15 protein-coding genes and 1 tRNA gene are annotated in these 16,179 nt (G+C 62.8%); 14 read left to right on the top strand and 2 right to left on the bottom strand.

Annotated features, from left to right (window positions below; all coding sequences use genetic code 11):
* The first annotated feature begins 3 nt into the window (after positions 1-3).
* The 12 genes from hisS (at position 4) to ACMDW7_RS09300 (ending at position 11,813) form a co-directional block, all read left to right on the top strand.
* Positions 4-1,251 (top strand): histidine--tRNA ligase, encoded by a 1,248-nt coding sequence (hisS, locus tag ACMDW7_RS09355; RefSeq protein ID WP_377301226.1) that lies wholly within the window; start codon positions 4-6, stop codon positions 1,249-1,251.
* A gap of 30 nt (positions 1,252-1,281) precedes the next feature.
* Complete coding sequence (locus ACMDW7_RS09350) at positions 1,282-1,938, top strand: YfgM family protein (RefSeq protein WP_377301228.1); 657 nt, start codon at positions 1,282-1,284, stop codon at positions 1,936-1,938.
* 35 nt (positions 1,939-1,973) lie between these two features.
* On the top strand, positions 1,974-3,146 hold the full coding sequence (gene bamB, locus ACMDW7_RS09345) for an outer membrane protein assembly factor BamB (RefSeq protein ID WP_377301230.1): 1,173 nt from the start codon (positions 1,974-1,976) through the stop codon (positions 3,144-3,146).
* A 19-nt stretch (positions 3,147-3,165) separates the two neighbouring features.
* Complete coding sequence (gene der, locus ACMDW7_RS09340; protein WP_377301232.1) at positions 3,166-4,515, top strand: ribosome biogenesis GTPase Der; 1,350 nt, start codon at positions 3,166-3,168, stop codon at positions 4,513-4,515.
* Positions 4,516-4,645: 130 nt separating this feature from the next.
* Entirely contained in the window at positions 4,646-4,888 is a 243-nt protein-coding gene (hfq, locus tag ACMDW7_RS09335; protein ID WP_054125159.1) for an RNA chaperone Hfq, read from the top strand.
* A 103-nt stretch (positions 4,889-4,991) separates the two neighbouring features.
* Entirely contained in the window at positions 4,992-6,158 is a 1,167-nt protein-coding gene (hflX, locus tag ACMDW7_RS09330; RefSeq protein ID WP_377301234.1) for a GTPase HflX, read from the top strand.
* A gap of 148 nt (positions 6,159-6,306) precedes the next feature.
* Complete coding sequence (gene hflK / locus ACMDW7_RS09325) at positions 6,307-7,551, top strand: FtsH protease activity modulator HflK (protein WP_377301235.1); 1,245 nt, start codon at positions 6,307-6,309, stop codon at positions 7,549-7,551.
* Positions 7,552-8,457 (top strand): protease modulator HflC, encoded by a 906-nt coding sequence (hflC, locus tag ACMDW7_RS09320; RefSeq protein ID WP_377301237.1) that lies wholly within the window; start codon positions 7,552-7,554, stop codon positions 8,455-8,457.
* Positions 8,457-8,642 carry a DUF2065 domain-containing protein gene (locus ACMDW7_RS09315; RefSeq protein WP_377301239.1) on the top strand — a complete coding sequence of 62 codons (186 nt, stop codon included), beginning with the start codon at positions 8,457-8,459 and terminating at the stop codon, positions 8,640-8,642. Before hflC ends, ACMDW7_RS09315 begins: the two co-directional genes overlap by 1 nt.
* 115 nt (positions 8,643-8,757) lie before the next feature.
* Positions 8,758-9,912: an ATP phosphoribosyltransferase regulatory subunit gene (locus tag ACMDW7_RS09310; RefSeq protein ID WP_377301241.1), complete on the top strand. Its 1,155-nt coding sequence runs from the start codon at positions 8,758-8,760 to the stop codon at positions 9,910-9,912.
* Positions 9,913-9,946: 34 nt separating this feature from the next.
* Positions 9,947-11,269, top strand: a complete 1,323-nt coding sequence (locus tag ACMDW7_RS09305; protein WP_377301243.1) for an adenylosuccinate synthase — start codon at positions 9,947-9,949, stop codon at positions 11,267-11,269.
* A gap of 7 nt (positions 11,270-11,276) precedes the next feature.
* Positions 11,277-11,813, top strand: coding sequence for a phosphoribosyltransferase (locus ACMDW7_RS09300; RefSeq protein ID WP_377301244.1), 537 nt, complete (start codon positions 11,277-11,279; stop codon positions 11,811-11,813).
* Between the two features lie 155 nt (positions 11,814-11,968).
* Here the strand turns inward: ACMDW7_RS09300 and ACMDW7_RS09295 are convergent.
* Positions 11,969-12,053, bottom strand: a tRNA-Leu gene (locus tag ACMDW7_RS09295).
* A gap of 86 nt (positions 12,054-12,139) precedes the next feature.
* Between ACMDW7_RS09295 and rnr the strand changes: the two genes are divergently transcribed.
* Complete coding sequence (gene rnr / locus ACMDW7_RS09290) at positions 12,140-14,587, top strand: ribonuclease R (protein WP_377301246.1); 2,448 nt, start codon at positions 12,140-12,142, stop codon at positions 14,585-14,587.
* Positions 14,588-14,606: 19 nt separating this feature from the next.
* Entirely contained in the window at positions 14,607-15,350 is a 744-nt protein-coding gene (gene rlmB / locus ACMDW7_RS09285) for a 23S rRNA (guanosine(2251)-2'-O)-methyltransferase RlmB (RefSeq protein ID WP_377301248.1), read from the top strand.
* A gap of 128 nt (positions 15,351-15,478) precedes the next feature.
* On the opposite strand, the gene ACMDW7_RS09280 is transcribed toward rlmB, so the two are convergent.
* Positions 15,479-16,087 carry a hypothetical protein gene (locus ACMDW7_RS09280; RefSeq protein ID WP_377301250.1) on the bottom strand — a complete coding sequence of 203 codons (609 nt, stop codon included), beginning with the start codon at positions 16,085-16,087 and terminating at the stop codon, positions 15,479-15,481.
* Positions 16,088-16,179: the final 92 nt, after the last annotated feature.

The following is a 16,179-nucleotide window of genomic DNA, read 5'->3' as shown; positions in this document are numbered from 1 at the left end:
TCCATGCTCCAGAAGATCCAAGCCGTCAAAGGCATGAACGACCTTTTGCCCGAAGAATCCGGGCGATGGGAGTGGTTCGAAGATACCGTTCGTGACGTGGCCCGCCAGTACGGCTACCGTCTGGTGCGCGCGCCGGTGGTGGAGCCGACGAATCTGTTCGTGCGTTCGATCGGCGAGGTGACCGACATCGTCGAGAAGGAGATGTACTCCTTCGAAGACAGCCTGAACGGTGACAAGCTCACGCTGCGCCCCGAGCTCACCGCGGGCATCATCCGCTCGGCGATCGAACACTCCTGGCTGCACGCCGGTCCGCAGCGAGTCTGGGCGATGGGCCCGGTGTTTCGCCACGAGCGCCCGCAGAAGGGGCGTTACCGCCAGTTCTACCAGTTCGACGTGGAGGCGCTGGGCTTCGAGGGACCGGATGTGGATGCCGAGCAGATCGTCATGCTTGCGCGCATCTGGAAGCGCCTGGGCCTGACGGATGTCGAGCTCGAGATCAACTCGATCGGTGACGCCGCAGAGAGGCGCGTGCACCGCGAAAAGCTGATTGCGCACTTTGAGGCGCACGCCGATGTGCTTGATGAAGATGCCAGGCGTCGTCTGCACAGCAACCCGCTTCGCATCTTGGATACGAAGAACCCGGCCATGCAAAGCATGGTCGAGGCTGCTCCAAAGCTGCTGGATGTGCTCGGTGAGGCTTCTTTGGCGCATTTCGACGGCTTGAAGCGCTTGCTCAATGAAGCCGGGCTGGGTTTCCGGATCAACCCGCGCCTGGTTCGAGGCCTGGACTACTACAACCGCACGGTGTTTGAGTGGGTCACGCCCATCGACGGGCGCACGCTCACCATCACGGGCGGCGGCCGCTACGACGGCCTGTTCGAGCAGCTGGGTGGCAAGCCCACGCCCGGCGTCGGCTTCGGCATGGGCATTGAGCGCGTCATGCTCAAGCTGGCCGAAGTCGCTGCTGCGATGCCGGTCCATGCGCCAGACGCGTACGTCGCGCATCTCGATGCCCCGGCCTTCGCGAACGAAGTGGCTGAGAGGCTGCGCGATGCCGGCAAGGCGGTGGTTTCGCATGCCGGAGGCGGCAGCTTCAAGAGCCAGATGAAAAAGGCCGACGCGTCCGGCGCCCGTTGGGCAATCATCATCGGCGAAGCCGAACGGGACTCACGTTCTGTCACCCTCAAACCCCTGCGCGAAGAAGGCCAGCAGCAATTGATCAGCATCGATCAGCTTGCCGACGCGCTCTGACCACACCCCCGCCTGATACGGACATACGACATGGCTGCATACGATCTCGAAGAACAGGAACAGATTGCCCAGGTGAAGGCGCTCTGGGCAAAGTACGGCAACGCCGTGACCTGGTTGCTCACGATCATCCTCGCAGGCGTCGCCGCCTACATGGGCTGGCAGTATTGGCAGCGCAAGCAGGCGGCCGAGGCGGGCGTTGTGTACGAGGCGCTGGAAAAGGCGATTCGCGACAAGAACGTGGCTGCTGGCAAGGATGCCGCGGGAAAGCTTGTGTCCGAGTACGGGAAGACGGTCTACGGCCAGATGGCAGCGCTTCAGGCCGCCCGTCTCTTCGTCGAGAGCAAGGATCTGAACTCTGCAAAAGCACAATTGCAATGGGTCATCGACAAGGGGCGCGACGAGTCCTACAAGACCGTGGCTCGCGTTCGCTTGGCCGGTCTGCTTCTGGATGAAAAGCAGTTTGACGCTGCGCTTGTGCTGCTCGCACCGCCCAAGATCGAAAAGCTAGCGCCGCTTGTCAGCGATCGTCGTGGCGATGTGCTTGCAGCCCAGGGCAAGCTGGAAGAAGCTCGCGCTGCCTATCTGGACGCGTGGAACAAGCTGGAAGAGCGAGACCCTCTGCGCGGCCTGATTCAGCAGAAGCTCGAAGGTGTCGGTGGCGAAGTGCCGGCCGCGAAGGCCGCCTGAGCGTTGGCCCGCTCCTCTACTCCGGAACCTTTGACATGACGATCTCCTCCTCGCGCCGCACATTGCTGGCTCTGGTCGGCAGTGGCCTGCTCACGCTCGCCGGCTGCGGATCGCTCAACCCTTTCAAGGATGAGCCCAAGTTCAAGCCGGCCGAGCTTATGACCGTCACCGCGACCATGGCGCTGAATGCGGCATGGCAGCTCGGCGGCGATGACAGCCCCGCCGGTGCACTGACTATCGTTGGAACGTCTGCCGGGCCTCGAGTATTCGCCGCGCAGGGGCGCAGCGTGCGTGTCATTGATCCCGCGAACGGAAGCGTCGTGCAGACGCTGGCTGCCGAGTCGATGCTGACGACCGGTGCGGCCAGTGATGGCACGCTGGTCGCTGCCGCCACGCGTGAGGGCGACGTGATTGCCTGGGATCTGGCAAGTGGCAAGCAGCTCTGGAAGAGCAGCCTGAATGCCGAAATCATCTCCACCCCTGCCGTCGCCGACGGCATCATCGCGACGCTGACGACCGATGGTCGGCTGGTCGGATTCGACGCCGCAGATGGACGCCGCCGTTGGGTCGTTCAGCGTGCGGCGCCGTCACTGACCCTGCGCGTCCCAAGTCCAGTCATTGGGGTACGCGGCGGTTTCCTCGTGGGCCTGCCTGCCGGGCGCGTCATTGCGTTGGGCAGCCGCGATGGTCAGGTTCGCTGGGAGACGACCTTTGCCCAGCCCAAGGGCTCGAATGAAGTAGAGCGGATCAGCGACATCATGCCGGCGGTCGGCGGATTGTCTGGAGAGTTCTGCGTGGCGAGCTACCAGGGCAAGGTGGGCTGCATCAATGTGCGTGATGGGCGGACGAGTTGGCAACGCGATTTTTCGTCGAACGTCGGTCTCGCGGCTGGCAACGGCGCCATCTATGCCACCGACGTCAAGTCGCATGTATCGGCCTTCAGCGCAGCCGGCGTAAGCGTCTGGAAAAATGAAGCGCTGGCCTATCGTCAACTCACGGCACCCGCTGTCATGCCCGGCGCGGTAGCGGTGGGCGACTTCGAGGGCTATCTGCATCTGCTGTCCACCGACAAGGGCGAGATCATCGGACGGACCCAGGCTGGTAGTCGACCGCACAGTGGTGCACCGATTGCACTCGAAGTCGGCGGTCAGCGGCTGCTGGTGGTGCAGAACCGTGCGGGCGCGATCTTCGCCTTCTCGGTCAAGTAGCTCCGAGCGAAAGCGAAGCATGAAGCCCATCGTCGCGATCGTTGGCAGGCCGAACGTCGGCAAGTCGACCCTGTTCAACCGCCTGACCCGGTCGCGAGATGCCATCGTTGCGGACTACGCCGGTCTGACTCGGGATCGCCACTACGGCAATGCCAAGTTTGACGGCCGCGAATTCATCTGCATCGACACTGGTGGCTTTGAGCCGATCGTCAAGGAAGGCATTCTTCGTGAGATGGCCAAGCAGACGCTACAGGCCATCGACGAAGCGGACGTCGTTATCTTCCTCACCGATGGGCGGAGTGGCCTGACACGTCACGATTTCGATATCGCGGAGACCCTACGCAAGCGCGGGCGCCCCGTGGTGCTCGCTGTTAACAAGACCGAAGGCATGGCGCTCACGGGTGTGACGTCAGTTTTCTATGAGTTGGGCTTGGGAGAGCCGCACCCCCTTTCCAGCGCGCATGGCGATGGGGTGCGCAGCGTGCTGGAGCAGGTGTTCCAGAATTTGCCGGCCCCGGAAACGCAGCAGGAATCTGATGCAGAGAGCGAGGAAGCCGACCGTGGTCCGCGCACTCCGCGAATTGCCATCGTGGGCCGGCCCAACGTCGGGAAGTCCACCTTGATCAACTCGCTGGTTGGCGAAGAGCGAGTAATTGCATTTGATGCACCGGGCACCACGCGCGACGCCATCGAAGTGCCGTTCACGCGCGGTGGAAAACCCTACGTTCTGATCGATACGGCTGGTCTGCGCCGCAAGGGCAAGGTGTTTGAGGCCATCGAGAAATTTTCCGTGGTCAAGACGCTGCAGGCGATTGACGACTGCAATGTGGCGATCCTGATGATCGATGCGCGCGAGGCGATCACCGATCAAGACGCACACATTGCAGGCTACGTGCTCGAGACCGGCCGCGCGATCGTCGTCGCTCTGAACAAATGGGACGACATGGACGATCAGGCGCGTGAGCTTGCCCGCTCCGAGTTGCGCCGCAAGCTCGCGTTCCTTCACTTTGCCAACGTCCACAACGTCTCGGCGCTCAAGTCCCACGGACTGGGCGCCCTCATGCAGTCCGTGGATGGCGCGTTTGCTGCGGCCTTTGCGAAGCTGTCCACGCCAAAGCTGACGCGTGCACTTCAGGCCGCCGTCGAGCAGCAGCAACCGGCTCGCAAGGGGTTGCACCGGCCCAAACTGCGTTACGCCCACCAAGGCGGGCAGAACCCCCCGCTCATCGTTATTCACGGCAACGCGCTGGATGGCGTGTCTGCAGCCTACCGGCGCTACCTGGAAGGCCGCTTCCGGGAAACTTTCAAGCTGCCGGGCACTCCATTGCGTATCGAGTTCCGTTCCAGCAGCAACCCCTTCACGGACTGATTCCGCCGCATTGCCGCTCAGCTTGCGTTACGGAATTGACGCGCTGGCACGAATCTCGCGAGAATCAGCCGTCGGCCAAAGAGCCGGCCCCAAAGGCAACTAACCACACCCACAAAGCCAGGAGTAAGGCATGAACAAAGGGCAAGCGCTACAAGACCCGTTCCTCAACCAGCTTCGTAAGGAGCATGTCCCGGTCTCCATCTATCTGGTGAACGGGATCAAGTTGCAGGGCCACATTGAATCGTTCGATCAATACGTGGTTCTGCTTCGCAATACCGTCACCCAAATGGTCTACAAGCACGCCATCAGCACCGTTGTGCCCGCACGTGCCGTGAACTTCAGCACGGATGGTGGTAGCGAAGCCGCATCGTGAACCGGGCTGAGTCTCGCCCACTGAGCCGTCAAGCGCGACCAGACTCCGGCGAGCGGCTCGAGAATCACCCCGACGATCCAGCTACCCTACAAGCCCAACGCTGATGCGCTTCATTCTTGTCGGCGTGGACTTCGGAGACCAAGACTTCGGCGACAGCTTCGCGGAATTGAAGCTGCTTGCTGAGTCCGCGGGGGCAGAGGTTGTTCACGAATCCATCGGCAAGCGGTCTCGACCGGATGCTGCGCTATTCATCGGCAGCGGCAAGGCGGATGAAATCGCGGGCCTAGTCAAATCGCTGCCTGCCGACGGTGTGATCTTCAATCATGCGCTGACGCCGGCCCAGCAGCGCAACCTGCAGAGAGTGTTCGATGTTCGGGTTGTCGATCGCACCACGCTGATTCTCGACATCTTTGCCCTTCGGGCCCAAAGCCATGAAGGCAAGCTGCAAGTAGAGCTCGCCCAACTGCGACATCTTTCCTCGCGCCTTGTGCGGCAGTGGAGTCACCTCGAGCGCCAGAAGGGCGGTGTCGGCATGCGAGGTCCGGGTGAGAAGCAGCTCGAACTCGACCGCCGCATGCTCGATGCGCGAGTCAAGCGGCTGAGTGCTGATTTGGCTCGGCTCCAAAAGCAACGGGAGACACAGCGCCGCGCCCGGACCCGTGGAGAGGTGTTCAAGGTCTCGCTCGTCGGCTACACGAACGCTGGAAAGTCCACGCTCTTCAATCAGCTCACGCACGCGGGGGTCTATTCCGCCGATCAGCTGTTTGCAACGCTGGACACAACGACGCGGCGCGTCTATCTCGGTGATGGGGTGCAGATCTCGTTGGCAGATACGGTGGGCTTCATCAGAGAGCTTCCCCACCAGTTGGTCGAAGCCTTCAAGGCGACTCTGGAGGAAACGGTGCACGCTGACCTGCTGCTTCACGTTATCGATGCAGCCAGCGAGTCGCGTGATGTCCAGATCGCTCAGGTCGAATCTGTGCTGCAGGAAATCGGTGCGGACGACATTCCCTGCATTCATGTTCTCAACAAGATCGATGTGACGGGCGTACCGCCGCGTTGGCGCGATCTTGCCGACGATGGCCGAGCCATGGTTGGCGAGTTGTATCTGTCTGCTCGAACCGGTGCTGGTGTCGAGCTCCTGCGCGAGAAATTGCTCGCGAAGGCCCGCAGCCGCCTGCATCAGCTGGAGAGCCACCGCGACGAATCGTCCCAGACGCAGATGGCCGAGGTGTTTGCAGGCGGGATTCCTCTGGGGTCCGATCGCTGAGCCCGTGATTCGATCCGGCATAGAATGCCCGCAGGTCAACCCGCGGGGGCAGCCCGCATGTGCGGGTTTCTCATGCTGTCGTGATCTGCCACAAGGCTTGATACCAAAGAACGGGCCACCATCTGTGCTCCAAGTTCCTACCTGACCGATGACCTCCAACTCCATGCTGAGCACTGCCAAATCCGGTGTGTCGCGCCTTGGGCAGTGGCTTTCCGCCCGCCTAGGTATCTTCAACCAAGGCCCGCCGGATCTCGATGAGCTGTGGCGCGACTTCCAGAAAAGGCTGAACAACGTGTTCCGCGGAGGAAGCGGCGGTGGCTCGGACTCTGGCGGCAGCCGCAGCGGTGGGCCGTCTCCGAAGGCCGCCGGCGCGGGTGTCGCTGTCGTGCTGGGGGTTGCCGCGGTCATTTGGCTGGGTAGCGGCATCTTCATCGTGAATGAAGGGGAGGCTGCAGTCATCACTCAGTTTGGCAAGTACCGCAGCACAACCGGCGCGGGTCTGCAAATGAGACTGCCTTACCCGATCCAGCAGCATGAGATCGTGAAGGTGGCGCAGGTGCGCAAGGTCGAGATCGGCACCAAGGCTCGCGCTCAGCGCACTCGAGAAGCTCTGATGCTTACGGATGATGAAAACATCGTCGACATCCAGTACGAGGTCCAGTACCGGATCAAGGGCGACGGTGCGCGCGACTTCCTTTTCAATTCGGCTTCACCTGAGGACGCTGTGCAGCAGGCCGCTGAAAGCGCGATGCGTGAGGTAGTGGGCCGTATGACGATGGACTCTGTTCTCTACGAGTCGCGTTCGACCATTGCGGGTGACGTGAGCAAGCGCATGCAGAGCCTGATCGACCGCTATGGAACGGGTATCGAGATTCTCGCTGTGGCAATTCAGAACGCGCAGCCTCCAGAGCAGGTGCAAGCGGCATTCGATGACGCCGTGAAGGCGGGACAGGACCGTGAGCGCGCCATTAATGAGGGGCAGGCCTACGCAAATGACGTGATTCCGCGCGCCAAAGGCGCGGCCTCGCGTTTGATGCAGCAGGCTGAGGGTCACAAGTCACGTGTGGTCGAGACAGCCCGCGGTGATGCATCTCGCTTCCGAGCCGTTGTGGGCGAGTACAACCGCGCTCCAGCCGTCACACGCGATCGCATGTACATCGACGCGATGCAGGAAATCTTCTCCAACACCACCAAGGTTTTGGTTGAGAGCCGCCAGGGGAACAATCTCCTGTACTTGCCGCTTGACAAGATCATGGCACAGACAAGCGCCGAGGCGAATCGTGCCGCCTCGGGCACGGTCACTGTGCAAGCGCCGACGCCGGCACCCGCGCAACAAGCGCCGGCTCAGCAGCAGAGCACTGCGGACATGCTCCGTAATCGGGAGGCCCGCTAAATGAATCGCTTGATCGCTGCACTGTTTGGAGTGCTTCTGCTTGTGTTCGTCGGCTCGACCATGATGTTCATTGTCGACCAGCGACAGTTCGCGCTGGTGTTTGCGCTGGGCGAAATTCGTTCGGTAAAGAGCGAGCCTGGCCTGTACTTCAAGCTGCCGCCGCCATTTCAGAATGTGCGCTATTACGACAAGCGCATCCTGACCATCGACACACCTGATGCGGAACGTGTGCAGACCTCTGAAAAGAAGAACCTGCAAATTGATTCATTCATCAAGTGGCGTATCGCCGATCCGCGCGTGTTCTATCAGAGTTTTGGCACGGTAGTGCGGCCGGGCTCAGTGCCTGAACGCGCGGCCGATGACCGCTTGGCGGCGCTGGTTCGTGACGCCATGCAGCAGGCGATCAACAAGCGCACAATCAACGACGTGACATCGCGCGAGCGCGACAAGATCATGGAGGAGGTGCGTGCGGCCGTGCAGGAACGGGTCAAGACGCTCGGTGTCGAGATTGTCGATGTGCGCCTGAAGCGGGTCGATTTCGTGCCTGAGATCAGCGAGGCAGTGTTCCGCCGCATGGAAGCCGAGCGCAAGCGCGTAGCCAACGAGCAGCGCGCAGGTGGCGCTGCAGAGGGGGAGAAGATTCGTGCAGATGCCGACCGGCAGCGCGAGGTCATCCTGGCCGAAGCCTATCGCGAGGCGCAGCGCATCAAGGGTGAAGGGGACGCACAGGCAACAGCTCTGTATGCCCAGGCCTTTTCGGCCAACCCTGAGTTTGCTGCGTTCTATCGGAGTCTTGAGGCCTACCGGCAGAGCTTCAAGTCGCGCAATGACGTCATGGTGCTTGACCCGTCCAGCGAGTTCTTCAGATACATGCGCAATCCCGGCGCGACGGGTACACGTCGTTAGTGGATCACCCGCTACTGCTAGCCTTCGGGTTGCTGCTCGTCGTCGAAGGCCTGTTCCCTCTGCTTGCACCCCAAGCATGGAAGGACACCTTCAGCCGGCTGATCGGCCTGCGTGATGGGCAGCTTCGCACAATTGGTCTGATCGGCGTGGCACTCGGGGTCGCGCTTCTGGTCTCGTTCAGTTAAGCAGGCCTCCAGCCCCGTTTGATTGCGGGGCCGCTTCATGGGAAAATCGAGTACGGCTGCTCCCGCGGGCAGCCGTTTTTCTTTTGTTCGCTCGAAAACGATAGTCGCTCCGCACATGCCGCTCTGGCGTCTTCCTGATCACGTTGCTGACGTCCTGCCTGCCGAGGCCCGCAAGCTCGAGGAGCTTCGTCGCGTTGCGCTCGACATCTTTCGCAGCCATGGCTATGAGTTGATCCAGCCGCCGTTGCTTGAGTATCTGGAGTCGCTGATCACGGGGGTCGGCCGGGATCTGGAGTCCAGCATCTTCAAGCTGGTCGATCAATTGTCGGGTCGGACGATGGGCGTGCGCGCCGACATCACGCCGCAGGCCGCTCGGATTGATGCGCATCTGCTCAATCGCAGCGGCGTCACGCGTCTGGCCTACTGCGGGCATCTTCTGCACACTACGCCGAGGACTCCGCTCGGCTCAAGAGAGCCGATCCAGCTTGGCGCTGAGCTTTATGGCTATCCCGGCATTCACGCTGATCTCGAGATTCTCGAACTTGCGCTGAGTCTCTTGCATCGCGTGACGGATGATCCGCTGGTGGTCAGCGTGTCTCATGTCGGCATCGTGCAAGCCGTGCTTGGCGAGGCAGCCAATGGCAGTCACTGGCGTGAAGCCGCCGCGAATGCCCTGGTTCGAAAGGACCGTGCGGCTCTGGAGCAATTGCCGGACGCGCAGGTCGGTGCAGACCTTCTCGCGCTGCTCGATGCGGCCGGACAACCGCAGAGCGCGAGCCTAGTCGGGTGCCGCAGGCGGATTGAGTCGCGGCATCCCTCTGCGGTGCAAGCGTTCGCTGATCTGGACCGAGTCGCGCACGCGATCGAAGGGCGCGCGCAGGTTCTGTTCGATCTTGCCGATACCCATAGCTACGGCTATCACAACGGGATTACCTTTGCGGTGTTCGCTCCGTGTGGGGCTGCGGCGCTGGCGCGCGGTGGTCGGTACGACACTGCCAGCAGCCAGTTCGGGCGCGCGCGGGCTGCCACGGGGTTCTCCATGGATCTTCGCGACCTGTCACGACTGCTCGCTGCGCCGGCGCCGGCGCGGGCCATTGCCGCCCCTTGGATCGATGACGCAGCGTGGCGTGAGGCTGTGGCGCGATTGCGTGCAGACGGCGAGATCGTGGTCGTGGAATTCCCGGGAGCGCTGCACGAGCACGACGAGTTCGCGTATGACCGGGAACTCGTACGCGGTGATTCAGGCTGGACTGTCCGAGCGCGTGACTGAGCTCCCGCGCCACTGATTCTTTGAAAGCTATGCAATGAGCAATGTCGTTGTAGTGGGCGCCCAGTGGGGCGACGAGGGCAAGGGCAAGTTGGTCGATTGGCTGACCAGCGAGGCCCATGGTGTCGTGCGCTTCCAAGGCGGGCACAACGCAGGTCACACTTTGGTGATCAAGGGGCAGAAGTTCGCCCTGCATGTCATGCCCAGCGGTGTGATGCGCGATGACGTTCGCTGCTACATCGGCAATGGCGTGGTGCTTTCCCCCGAAAAGATCCTTGAGGAGATCAAGAAGTTCGAGGCTGCGGGCATTGAGGTACGGTCCCGCCTGTACATCAGCGAAGCCTGCCCGCTCATCCTGCCGATCCACGCGGCACTCGATCAGGCGCGCGAAGCGTTTCGCGAGAAGTGCGGCACCGAGAAGATCGGCACGACAGGCAAGGGCATCGGCCCAACCTATGAAGACAAGGTCGGCCGTCGCGCGATTCGGATGCAGGACTTCCGAGATCCCAAGCGTTTGGCCGACAAGGTGCGCGAGCTCTCTGAGTACTACAACTTCCTGCTGAAGAATTGGCTGCATGCCCCTGAGGTGGCAGTTGAGCCGATGATCGACGCCGCGCTCAAGCAGGGCGAGGAGCTGTTGCCCATGGCGGCGGACGTGCCCAACCTACTGTTCGACGCCTGCGCCCGTGGCGAGCGCCTGCTGTTTGAAGGCGCACAAGGCACCTTGCTGGACGTGGATCACGGCACCTACCCGTACGTGACGTCGAGCAACACGGTAGCCGGCAACGCGGCGGCGGGCTGCGGCCTGGGCCCGGACAAGTTGCACTACGTACTGGGCATCGTCAAGGCCTACTGCACTCGCGTTGGCGGTGGCCCGTTCCCTACAGAGCTGGACATCTTCAAGGAAGGCACGGTGGGCCATCACCTGTCGACTGTGGGTGCAGAGCGGGGTACGACAACCGGGCGCTACCGGCGCTGTGGTTGGCTCGATATTCCAGCGCTTCGCCGATCCAACCGCATCAATGGCACGTCCGGCCTGTGCATCACCAAGCTCGATGTGCTCGACGGGATTGAGGAGCTGCAGCTTTGCGTGGCCTACCGACTCGACGGCAAGTTGATCGAGACCCTGCCGCAAGGGGCTGACGATCTGGCGCGTTGTGAGCCGATCTACGAGGCCATGCCCGGCTGGTCACAGTCCACCGCCGGCATCACGGAGCTGGACAAGCTACCCCAGGCGGCGCGCGACTATCTCAAGCGCATCGAAGTGCTGGCGGGCGTGCCGATCGACATGGTCTCCACCGGTCCGGATCGAGAGCATACGATTGTGCTGCGCCATCCGTACAAGACTCTGGCGCACTGAGGCTCGCATGTCGCACAGCACGGATTCCGACCTGTGGGTCACCTGGGACGACTACAACCACCTCGTTGAGCGTCTCGCGCTCATCGTGCATGAGTCGGGCTACGCGTTTGATCAGATCCTGTGTCTCGCGCGCGGCGGGTTGCGCGTGGGCGATGTGATGTCGCGCATCTTCGATGTGCCGCTGGCAATTCTCTCGACCAGCTCCTATCGGGACGCCGGCGGCAAGATGCAGGGTGATCTGGACATCTCCAAGTACATCACCATGACCAAGGGCGAGTTCGGCGGGCGCGTGCTGGTGGTCGACGACCTGGTGGACTCAGGCGTGACGCTTGAGCGTGTCGGCATGCACCTGCGCGAGCATTACAGGCAGGTGACTGAAGTGCGCACCGCCGTCATCTGGTGGAAGGCCTGCAGCAAGGTCAAGCCGGACTACTACGTCGACCACCTCGCGACGAACCCGTGGATTCATCAACCCTTTGAGGACTACGACACCCTGCGGCCCAATCAGCTTGCTGCATGGGTCAAGAAGGGCAGGGCTGCCTGAGCCGTAGCGCAAGCGGCAGGGGCCGGGTTCGGTCACGTCCTGCGCGAGCCCGGCAAGGCTTGCTAGTCTCGGCTTTCGAGTCCCCACGCAAAGCGCGCAGGCGCTCTGCTTCTAGGGCAGAAAAGAGAAAGGCCAGCATTCGCTGGCCTTATATTTGGTGCCCAAGAGAGGACTCGAACCTCCACGCCTCGCAGCGCTAGTACCTGAAACTAGTGCGTCTACCAATTCCGCCACCTGGGCAGGTGAGACAAAGAGTATAGGCGATTTTTCTGCCCGGTCAAATTCTGGCCCGCCCGCGCCTTGGGCAGGCTGCATCCAAGAGACATATGCCAAGAAAGACAACAACAACGGCCAACCGCAACGCGGGCACGGGGCTGAGCGCTGAATCCATTGTGACGGCGCTGGCCGCCGCGCAGGCGCCCGTCGCGCTGCCGGATCTCGTCAGCAGCATGGGCCTTGCGGCCATTGAAACCGCACAGGTTGAAGCACTGCTCGAAACCCTTCAACGTGAGGGCCGGGTTCTGGTGAACCGCAAGGGGCACGTATTGCTGCCCTCGCGAATCGATCTGCTCGCCGGCAAGGTGCAGGGCCATCGGGACGGCTTCGGCTTCCTGATCCGTGACGATGGCGGGCCGGATCTCTACCTGCCCGCCAAGGAAATGACCAAGGTGCTGCATGGCGACCGCGTGCTCGCCAAGCAGATCGGCGTGGACCGGCGCGGCAAGCCCGAAGGCGTGATTGCCGAGGTCATCGAGCGCCGCACCAACAAGCTGGTCGGCCGCTTCATCGCGGAGCGCGGCATCACGGTGGTGGTGCCGGAAGACCAGCGCATCAAGCACGACATCCTCGTGCCGCCCACAGAGAGTGGCGGCGCACAGCCCGGTCAGGTGGTGATGGTCGAGATCGTGCAGCAGCCTTCGCGCTACAGCCAGCCCTTGGGCCGCGTGGTCGAGGTGCTGGGCGAGGTCGATGACCCGGGCATGGAAATCGAGATTGCCGTGCGCAAGTTTGATGTGCCCTACGAGTTCAGCGACGCCGCGCGCAAGCAGGCCGCGGCGCTGCCCGATGTGGTGCGCGATGTGGATCTGGCCGGCCGCGTGGACCTGCGTGATGTCCCGCTGGTCACCATCGACGGCGAGGACGCGCGCGACTTCGACGACGCGGTGTACTGCGAGCCCTGCACGATCGGCCGCGGCAAGACCGCCCAGCCGGGCTTCCGGCTGCTGGTGGCGATTGCGGACGTGAGTCACTACGTGCAGGACGGCGACGCGCTTGATGCAGATGCCCGTCTGCGGTCCACCAGCGTGTACTTCCCGCGCCGGGTCATCCCCATGCTGCCGGAGAAGCTTTCCAACGGACTGTGCTCGCTCAATCCGGACGTGGACCGCCTGTGCATGGTCTGCGACATGGTGGTCACGGCCGAAGGCGCCATCCACGCCTATCAGTTCTACCCGGGAGTCATGCATTCGGCCGCGCGGCTGACCTACAACGAGGTATGGGCCATCCTGTCGCAACCCACCGCGCCGGCGCGCGAAAAGCGCAAGGCCATCATTCCGCAGCTTGAGCAGCTCTATGAGGTGTACCGCGCCTTTGCCAAGGCCCGTGTGGCTCGCGGCGCCATCGACTTCGAGACGGTGGAAACCTATATCGAGTGCAACGCCGTGGGTCGCATCGAGCGCATCATCCCGCGCGTGCGCAACGATGCCCACAAGTTGATCGAGGAGTGCATGCTGGCGGCCAACGTCTGCACGGCCGACTTCATCCACCGCAACAAGCAGCTGGCTCTGTACCGCGTGCATGAAGGCCCCACGCCCGACAAGCTGCAGAACCTGCGCGAATTTCTGAAGACCGTCGGCCTGCTGCTCACCGGCGGTGACGACCCGCAGGCCAAGGACTATGCCGCGCTGATGAAGAAGATCACGCCGCGGCCGGACGCGCAGCTGCTGCAGACCATGCTGCTGCGCAGCCTGCAGCAGGCGCATTACAGCCCGGACAATGCTGGCCACTTCGGGCTGTCCTACGAGGCCTACGCCCACTTCACCTCGCCGATCCGCCGCTATCCGGACCTGTTGGTGCACCGCGTGCTCAAGGCCATCCTGGGCAAGCAGAGCTACACGCCCAGCGGCGATGCCGGCGAGCGCAAGCTGCCCGCACCGCGCAGCAAGAAGGAAGCTGCGGCCTTTGCACATGACCGTTGGGACAAGCTGGGCCTGGTCTGCTCGGCCAACGAGCGGCGCGCCGACGAAGCCAGCAACGACGTGACCGCCTGGCTCAAGTGCTACTACATGCGCGACCGCGTGGGCGAGGAGTTCAGCGGCACCATCAGCGGCGTGGCGCCGTTCGGCGTGTTCGTCACGCTCGATTCGCTCTATGTGGACGGCCTGGTGCACGTCAGCGAACTCGGCACCGAGTACTTCCAGTTCAACGAGAGCATGCACGAGCTGCGCGGTGAGCACAGTGGCATCCGCTATCGCCTGACCGACCGCATCCACGTGCAGCTGGCGCGCGTGGACATCGAGGCACGCCGCATGGACTTCCGGCTGGTGAAGAGCCCCGGTGCTCAGGCTGAGCAGGCGGACGACTCAGGTGCGGGCCGCAAATCTGCTCGGCCGGCCAAGCATCTCAAGGGCCCCAAGGCCAAGACGCCGGCGGTCAAGCAGGCGATCGAGTCGCGCAAGCAGGGCAAGCAGCAGGAAACGGCCTTCAAGAAGGGCGCTGCCACCAAGAACATGGCGCGCCGCAGCGCCGCCAAGAACAAGCGCGGACGCCGCTGACCCGTCAAACAGATCATCCATGTCAAAGCCCCAACTGCTCTTCGGCTTCCACGCCGTCCGGACGCGCCTGCGCTCCGCACCCGCCAGCGTCAAGGCGATCTACGTCGAGACCACCCGGCACGACAAGCGCATGCAGGATCTACTGCGCCTGGCGGCCGAGTTCAAGCTCAGCGTGCATCAGGTCGACGGCGAACGCCTCGACCGCATGGCAGGCACCAGCCGCCATCAGGGCGTGGTTGCGCAGGCCGACACGGTCGAACTCGCTCGTTCGCTCGACGACCTGCTCGATACGCTTACAGAGCCGCCGCTGCTGCTGCTGCTCGACGGCGTGACCGACCCGCACAACCTCGGCGCCTGTCTGCGCGTGGCTGACGGTGCCGGGGCGCACGCTGTGGTCGCGCCGCGCGACCGCTCCTGCGGCATCAATGCCACCGTGAGCAAAGTGGCCAGCGGCGCGGCCGATACGGTGCCGTACTTCGCGGTGACCAACCTGGCTCGCACCATGGAAGAGCTCAAGGAGCGCAACATCTGGATCACCGGCACGAGCGACGCGGCCAAGACCACACTCTTTGATGCCGACCTGCGCGGCGCCACGGCGCTCGTGCTTGGCGCGGAAGGTGAGGGCATGCGCCGCCTGACAGGTGAGCGCTGCGATCAGCTCGTCAGCATCCCGATGGCAGGCAGCGTGGAAAGCCTGAACGTCTCTGTGGCAGCTGGCGTGTGCTTGTTTGAGGCCGTACGGCAGCGTCGCGCGACTGCTTGATCGGTCAAATTCGGACGTATTTTTAGAGTATGGAGATTTGCCAATTTTCGCATGATGCAAGCGGAAATTGGCCGAGCTTACCCTTCAAATAAGATCGATTTCGGTCATTTCCATATGAATAAGCCGTTTCAAGTCGTCCACTTGTAGCCGGACGTTCCGGCGCCTGCCGAGTCGCTTTTCTGGCCCCACGCCAGAATGTGCAGGACGTCGGCAACCCACTTGAAGCCGATGCCGTCACCGTTGCCGACGTGGCAGTGCAGGGCGCCCATGCCGAGGCTGATCGTGGGGCCGTGGCCGGTGTAGGTCTTGCCCATGGAATACACCGACGCGATCTTGGTCTTGATGTTCGCGTCCGCGGTGACCAGCCCCTGCACTCGCGTGCTGCCGTAGACGAGTTTGCCCGTCGGGATCTGCGTGAAGCTGATGTTCTGCGGTGCGCGCGGCGGAGCAGGCAGGACGGCATTGATGGTCTCTTCAACGAGCTGGTCTGCAAACTGGATGAACTGATCGCCTTCGCCGCCGAGCGCGACCATCTTCTCGGTCTTGCGCGGCCCGAGTTTGCGTTGCCCCAGCCATTCGGACATCCGCGTGTTGAGCATGGGCACGCGGGTGCGGTACAGCGGCTCGCCACCCACGCGGCCCTGCAGGCAGGCGAGGACGCCTGCCATGTAGTCGCTCAGGGTATTGACGCTCTTGTTGAAGCCTTCGGCAGTGAGGTACTTGGTGAAGATCGGCATGGTTGCTCCCGGGGCGGAAAGAACCCCCGGAGTGTCGATCCGGCCCGCGAGCGGGCGAATCCCCCGATCACGGGGTCACCAGCCCGCCTACC

The sequence above is a fragment of the Piscinibacterium candidicorallinum genome (genome assembly GCF_047549485.1).
Classification (GTDB): Bacteria; Pseudomonadota; Gammaproteobacteria; order Burkholderiales; family Burkholderiaceae_C; genus Piscinibacterium; species Piscinibacterium candidicorallinum.
Note: the sequence above shows the minus strand (reverse complement) of the source record. Positions and strands in the feature narration are given on the sequence as shown.

Coding starts and splice junctions, on each gene's coding strand:
- hisS (WP_377301226.1), top strand. CDS start 4: ATGCTCCAGAAGATCCAAGCCGTCAAAGGCATGAACGACCTTTTGCCC.
- bamB (WP_377301230.1), top strand. CDS start 1,974: ATGACGATCTCCTCCTCGCGCCGCACATTGCTGGCTCTGGTCGGCAGT.
- hflK (WP_377301235.1), top strand. CDS start 6,307: ATGACCTCCAACTCCATGCTGAGCACTGCCAAATCCGGTGTGTCGCGC.
- hflX (WP_377301234.1), top strand. CDS start 4,992: ATGCGCTTCATTCTTGTCGGCGTGGACTTCGGAGACCAAGACTTCGGC.
- ACMDW7_RS09280 (WP_377301250.1), bottom strand. CDS start 16,087: ATGCCGATCTTCACCAAGTACCTCACTGCCGAAGGCTTCAACAAGAGC.
- hflC (WP_377301237.1), top strand. CDS start 7,552: ATGAATCGCTTGATCGCTGCACTGTTTGGAGTGCTTCTGCTTGTGTTC.
- der (WP_377301232.1), top strand. CDS start 3,166: ATGAAGCCCATCGTCGCGATCGTTGGCAGGCCGAACGTCGGCAAGTCG.
- hfq (WP_054125159.1), top strand. CDS start 4,646: ATGAACAAAGGGCAAGCGCTACAAGACCCGTTCCTCAACCAGCTTCGT.
- rlmB (WP_377301248.1), top strand. CDS start 14,607: ATGTCAAAGCCCCAACTGCTCTTCGGCTTCCACGCCGTCCGGACGCGC.
- ACMDW7_RS09305 (WP_377301243.1), top strand. CDS start 9,947: ATGAGCAATGTCGTTGTAGTGGGCGCCCAGTGGGGCGACGAGGGCAAG.
- ACMDW7_RS09350 (WP_377301228.1), top strand. CDS start 1,282: ATGGCTGCATACGATCTCGAAGAACAGGAACAGATTGCCCAGGTGAAG.
- ACMDW7_RS09310 (WP_377301241.1), top strand. CDS start 8,758: ATGCCGCTCTGGCGTCTTCCTGATCACGTTGCTGACGTCCTGCCTGCC.
- ACMDW7_RS09300 (WP_377301244.1), top strand. CDS start 11,277: ATGTCGCACAGCACGGATTCCGACCTGTGGGTCACCTGGGACGACTAC.
- rnr (WP_377301246.1), top strand. CDS start 12,140: ATGCCAAGAAAGACAACAACAACGGCCAACCGCAACGCGGGCACGGGG.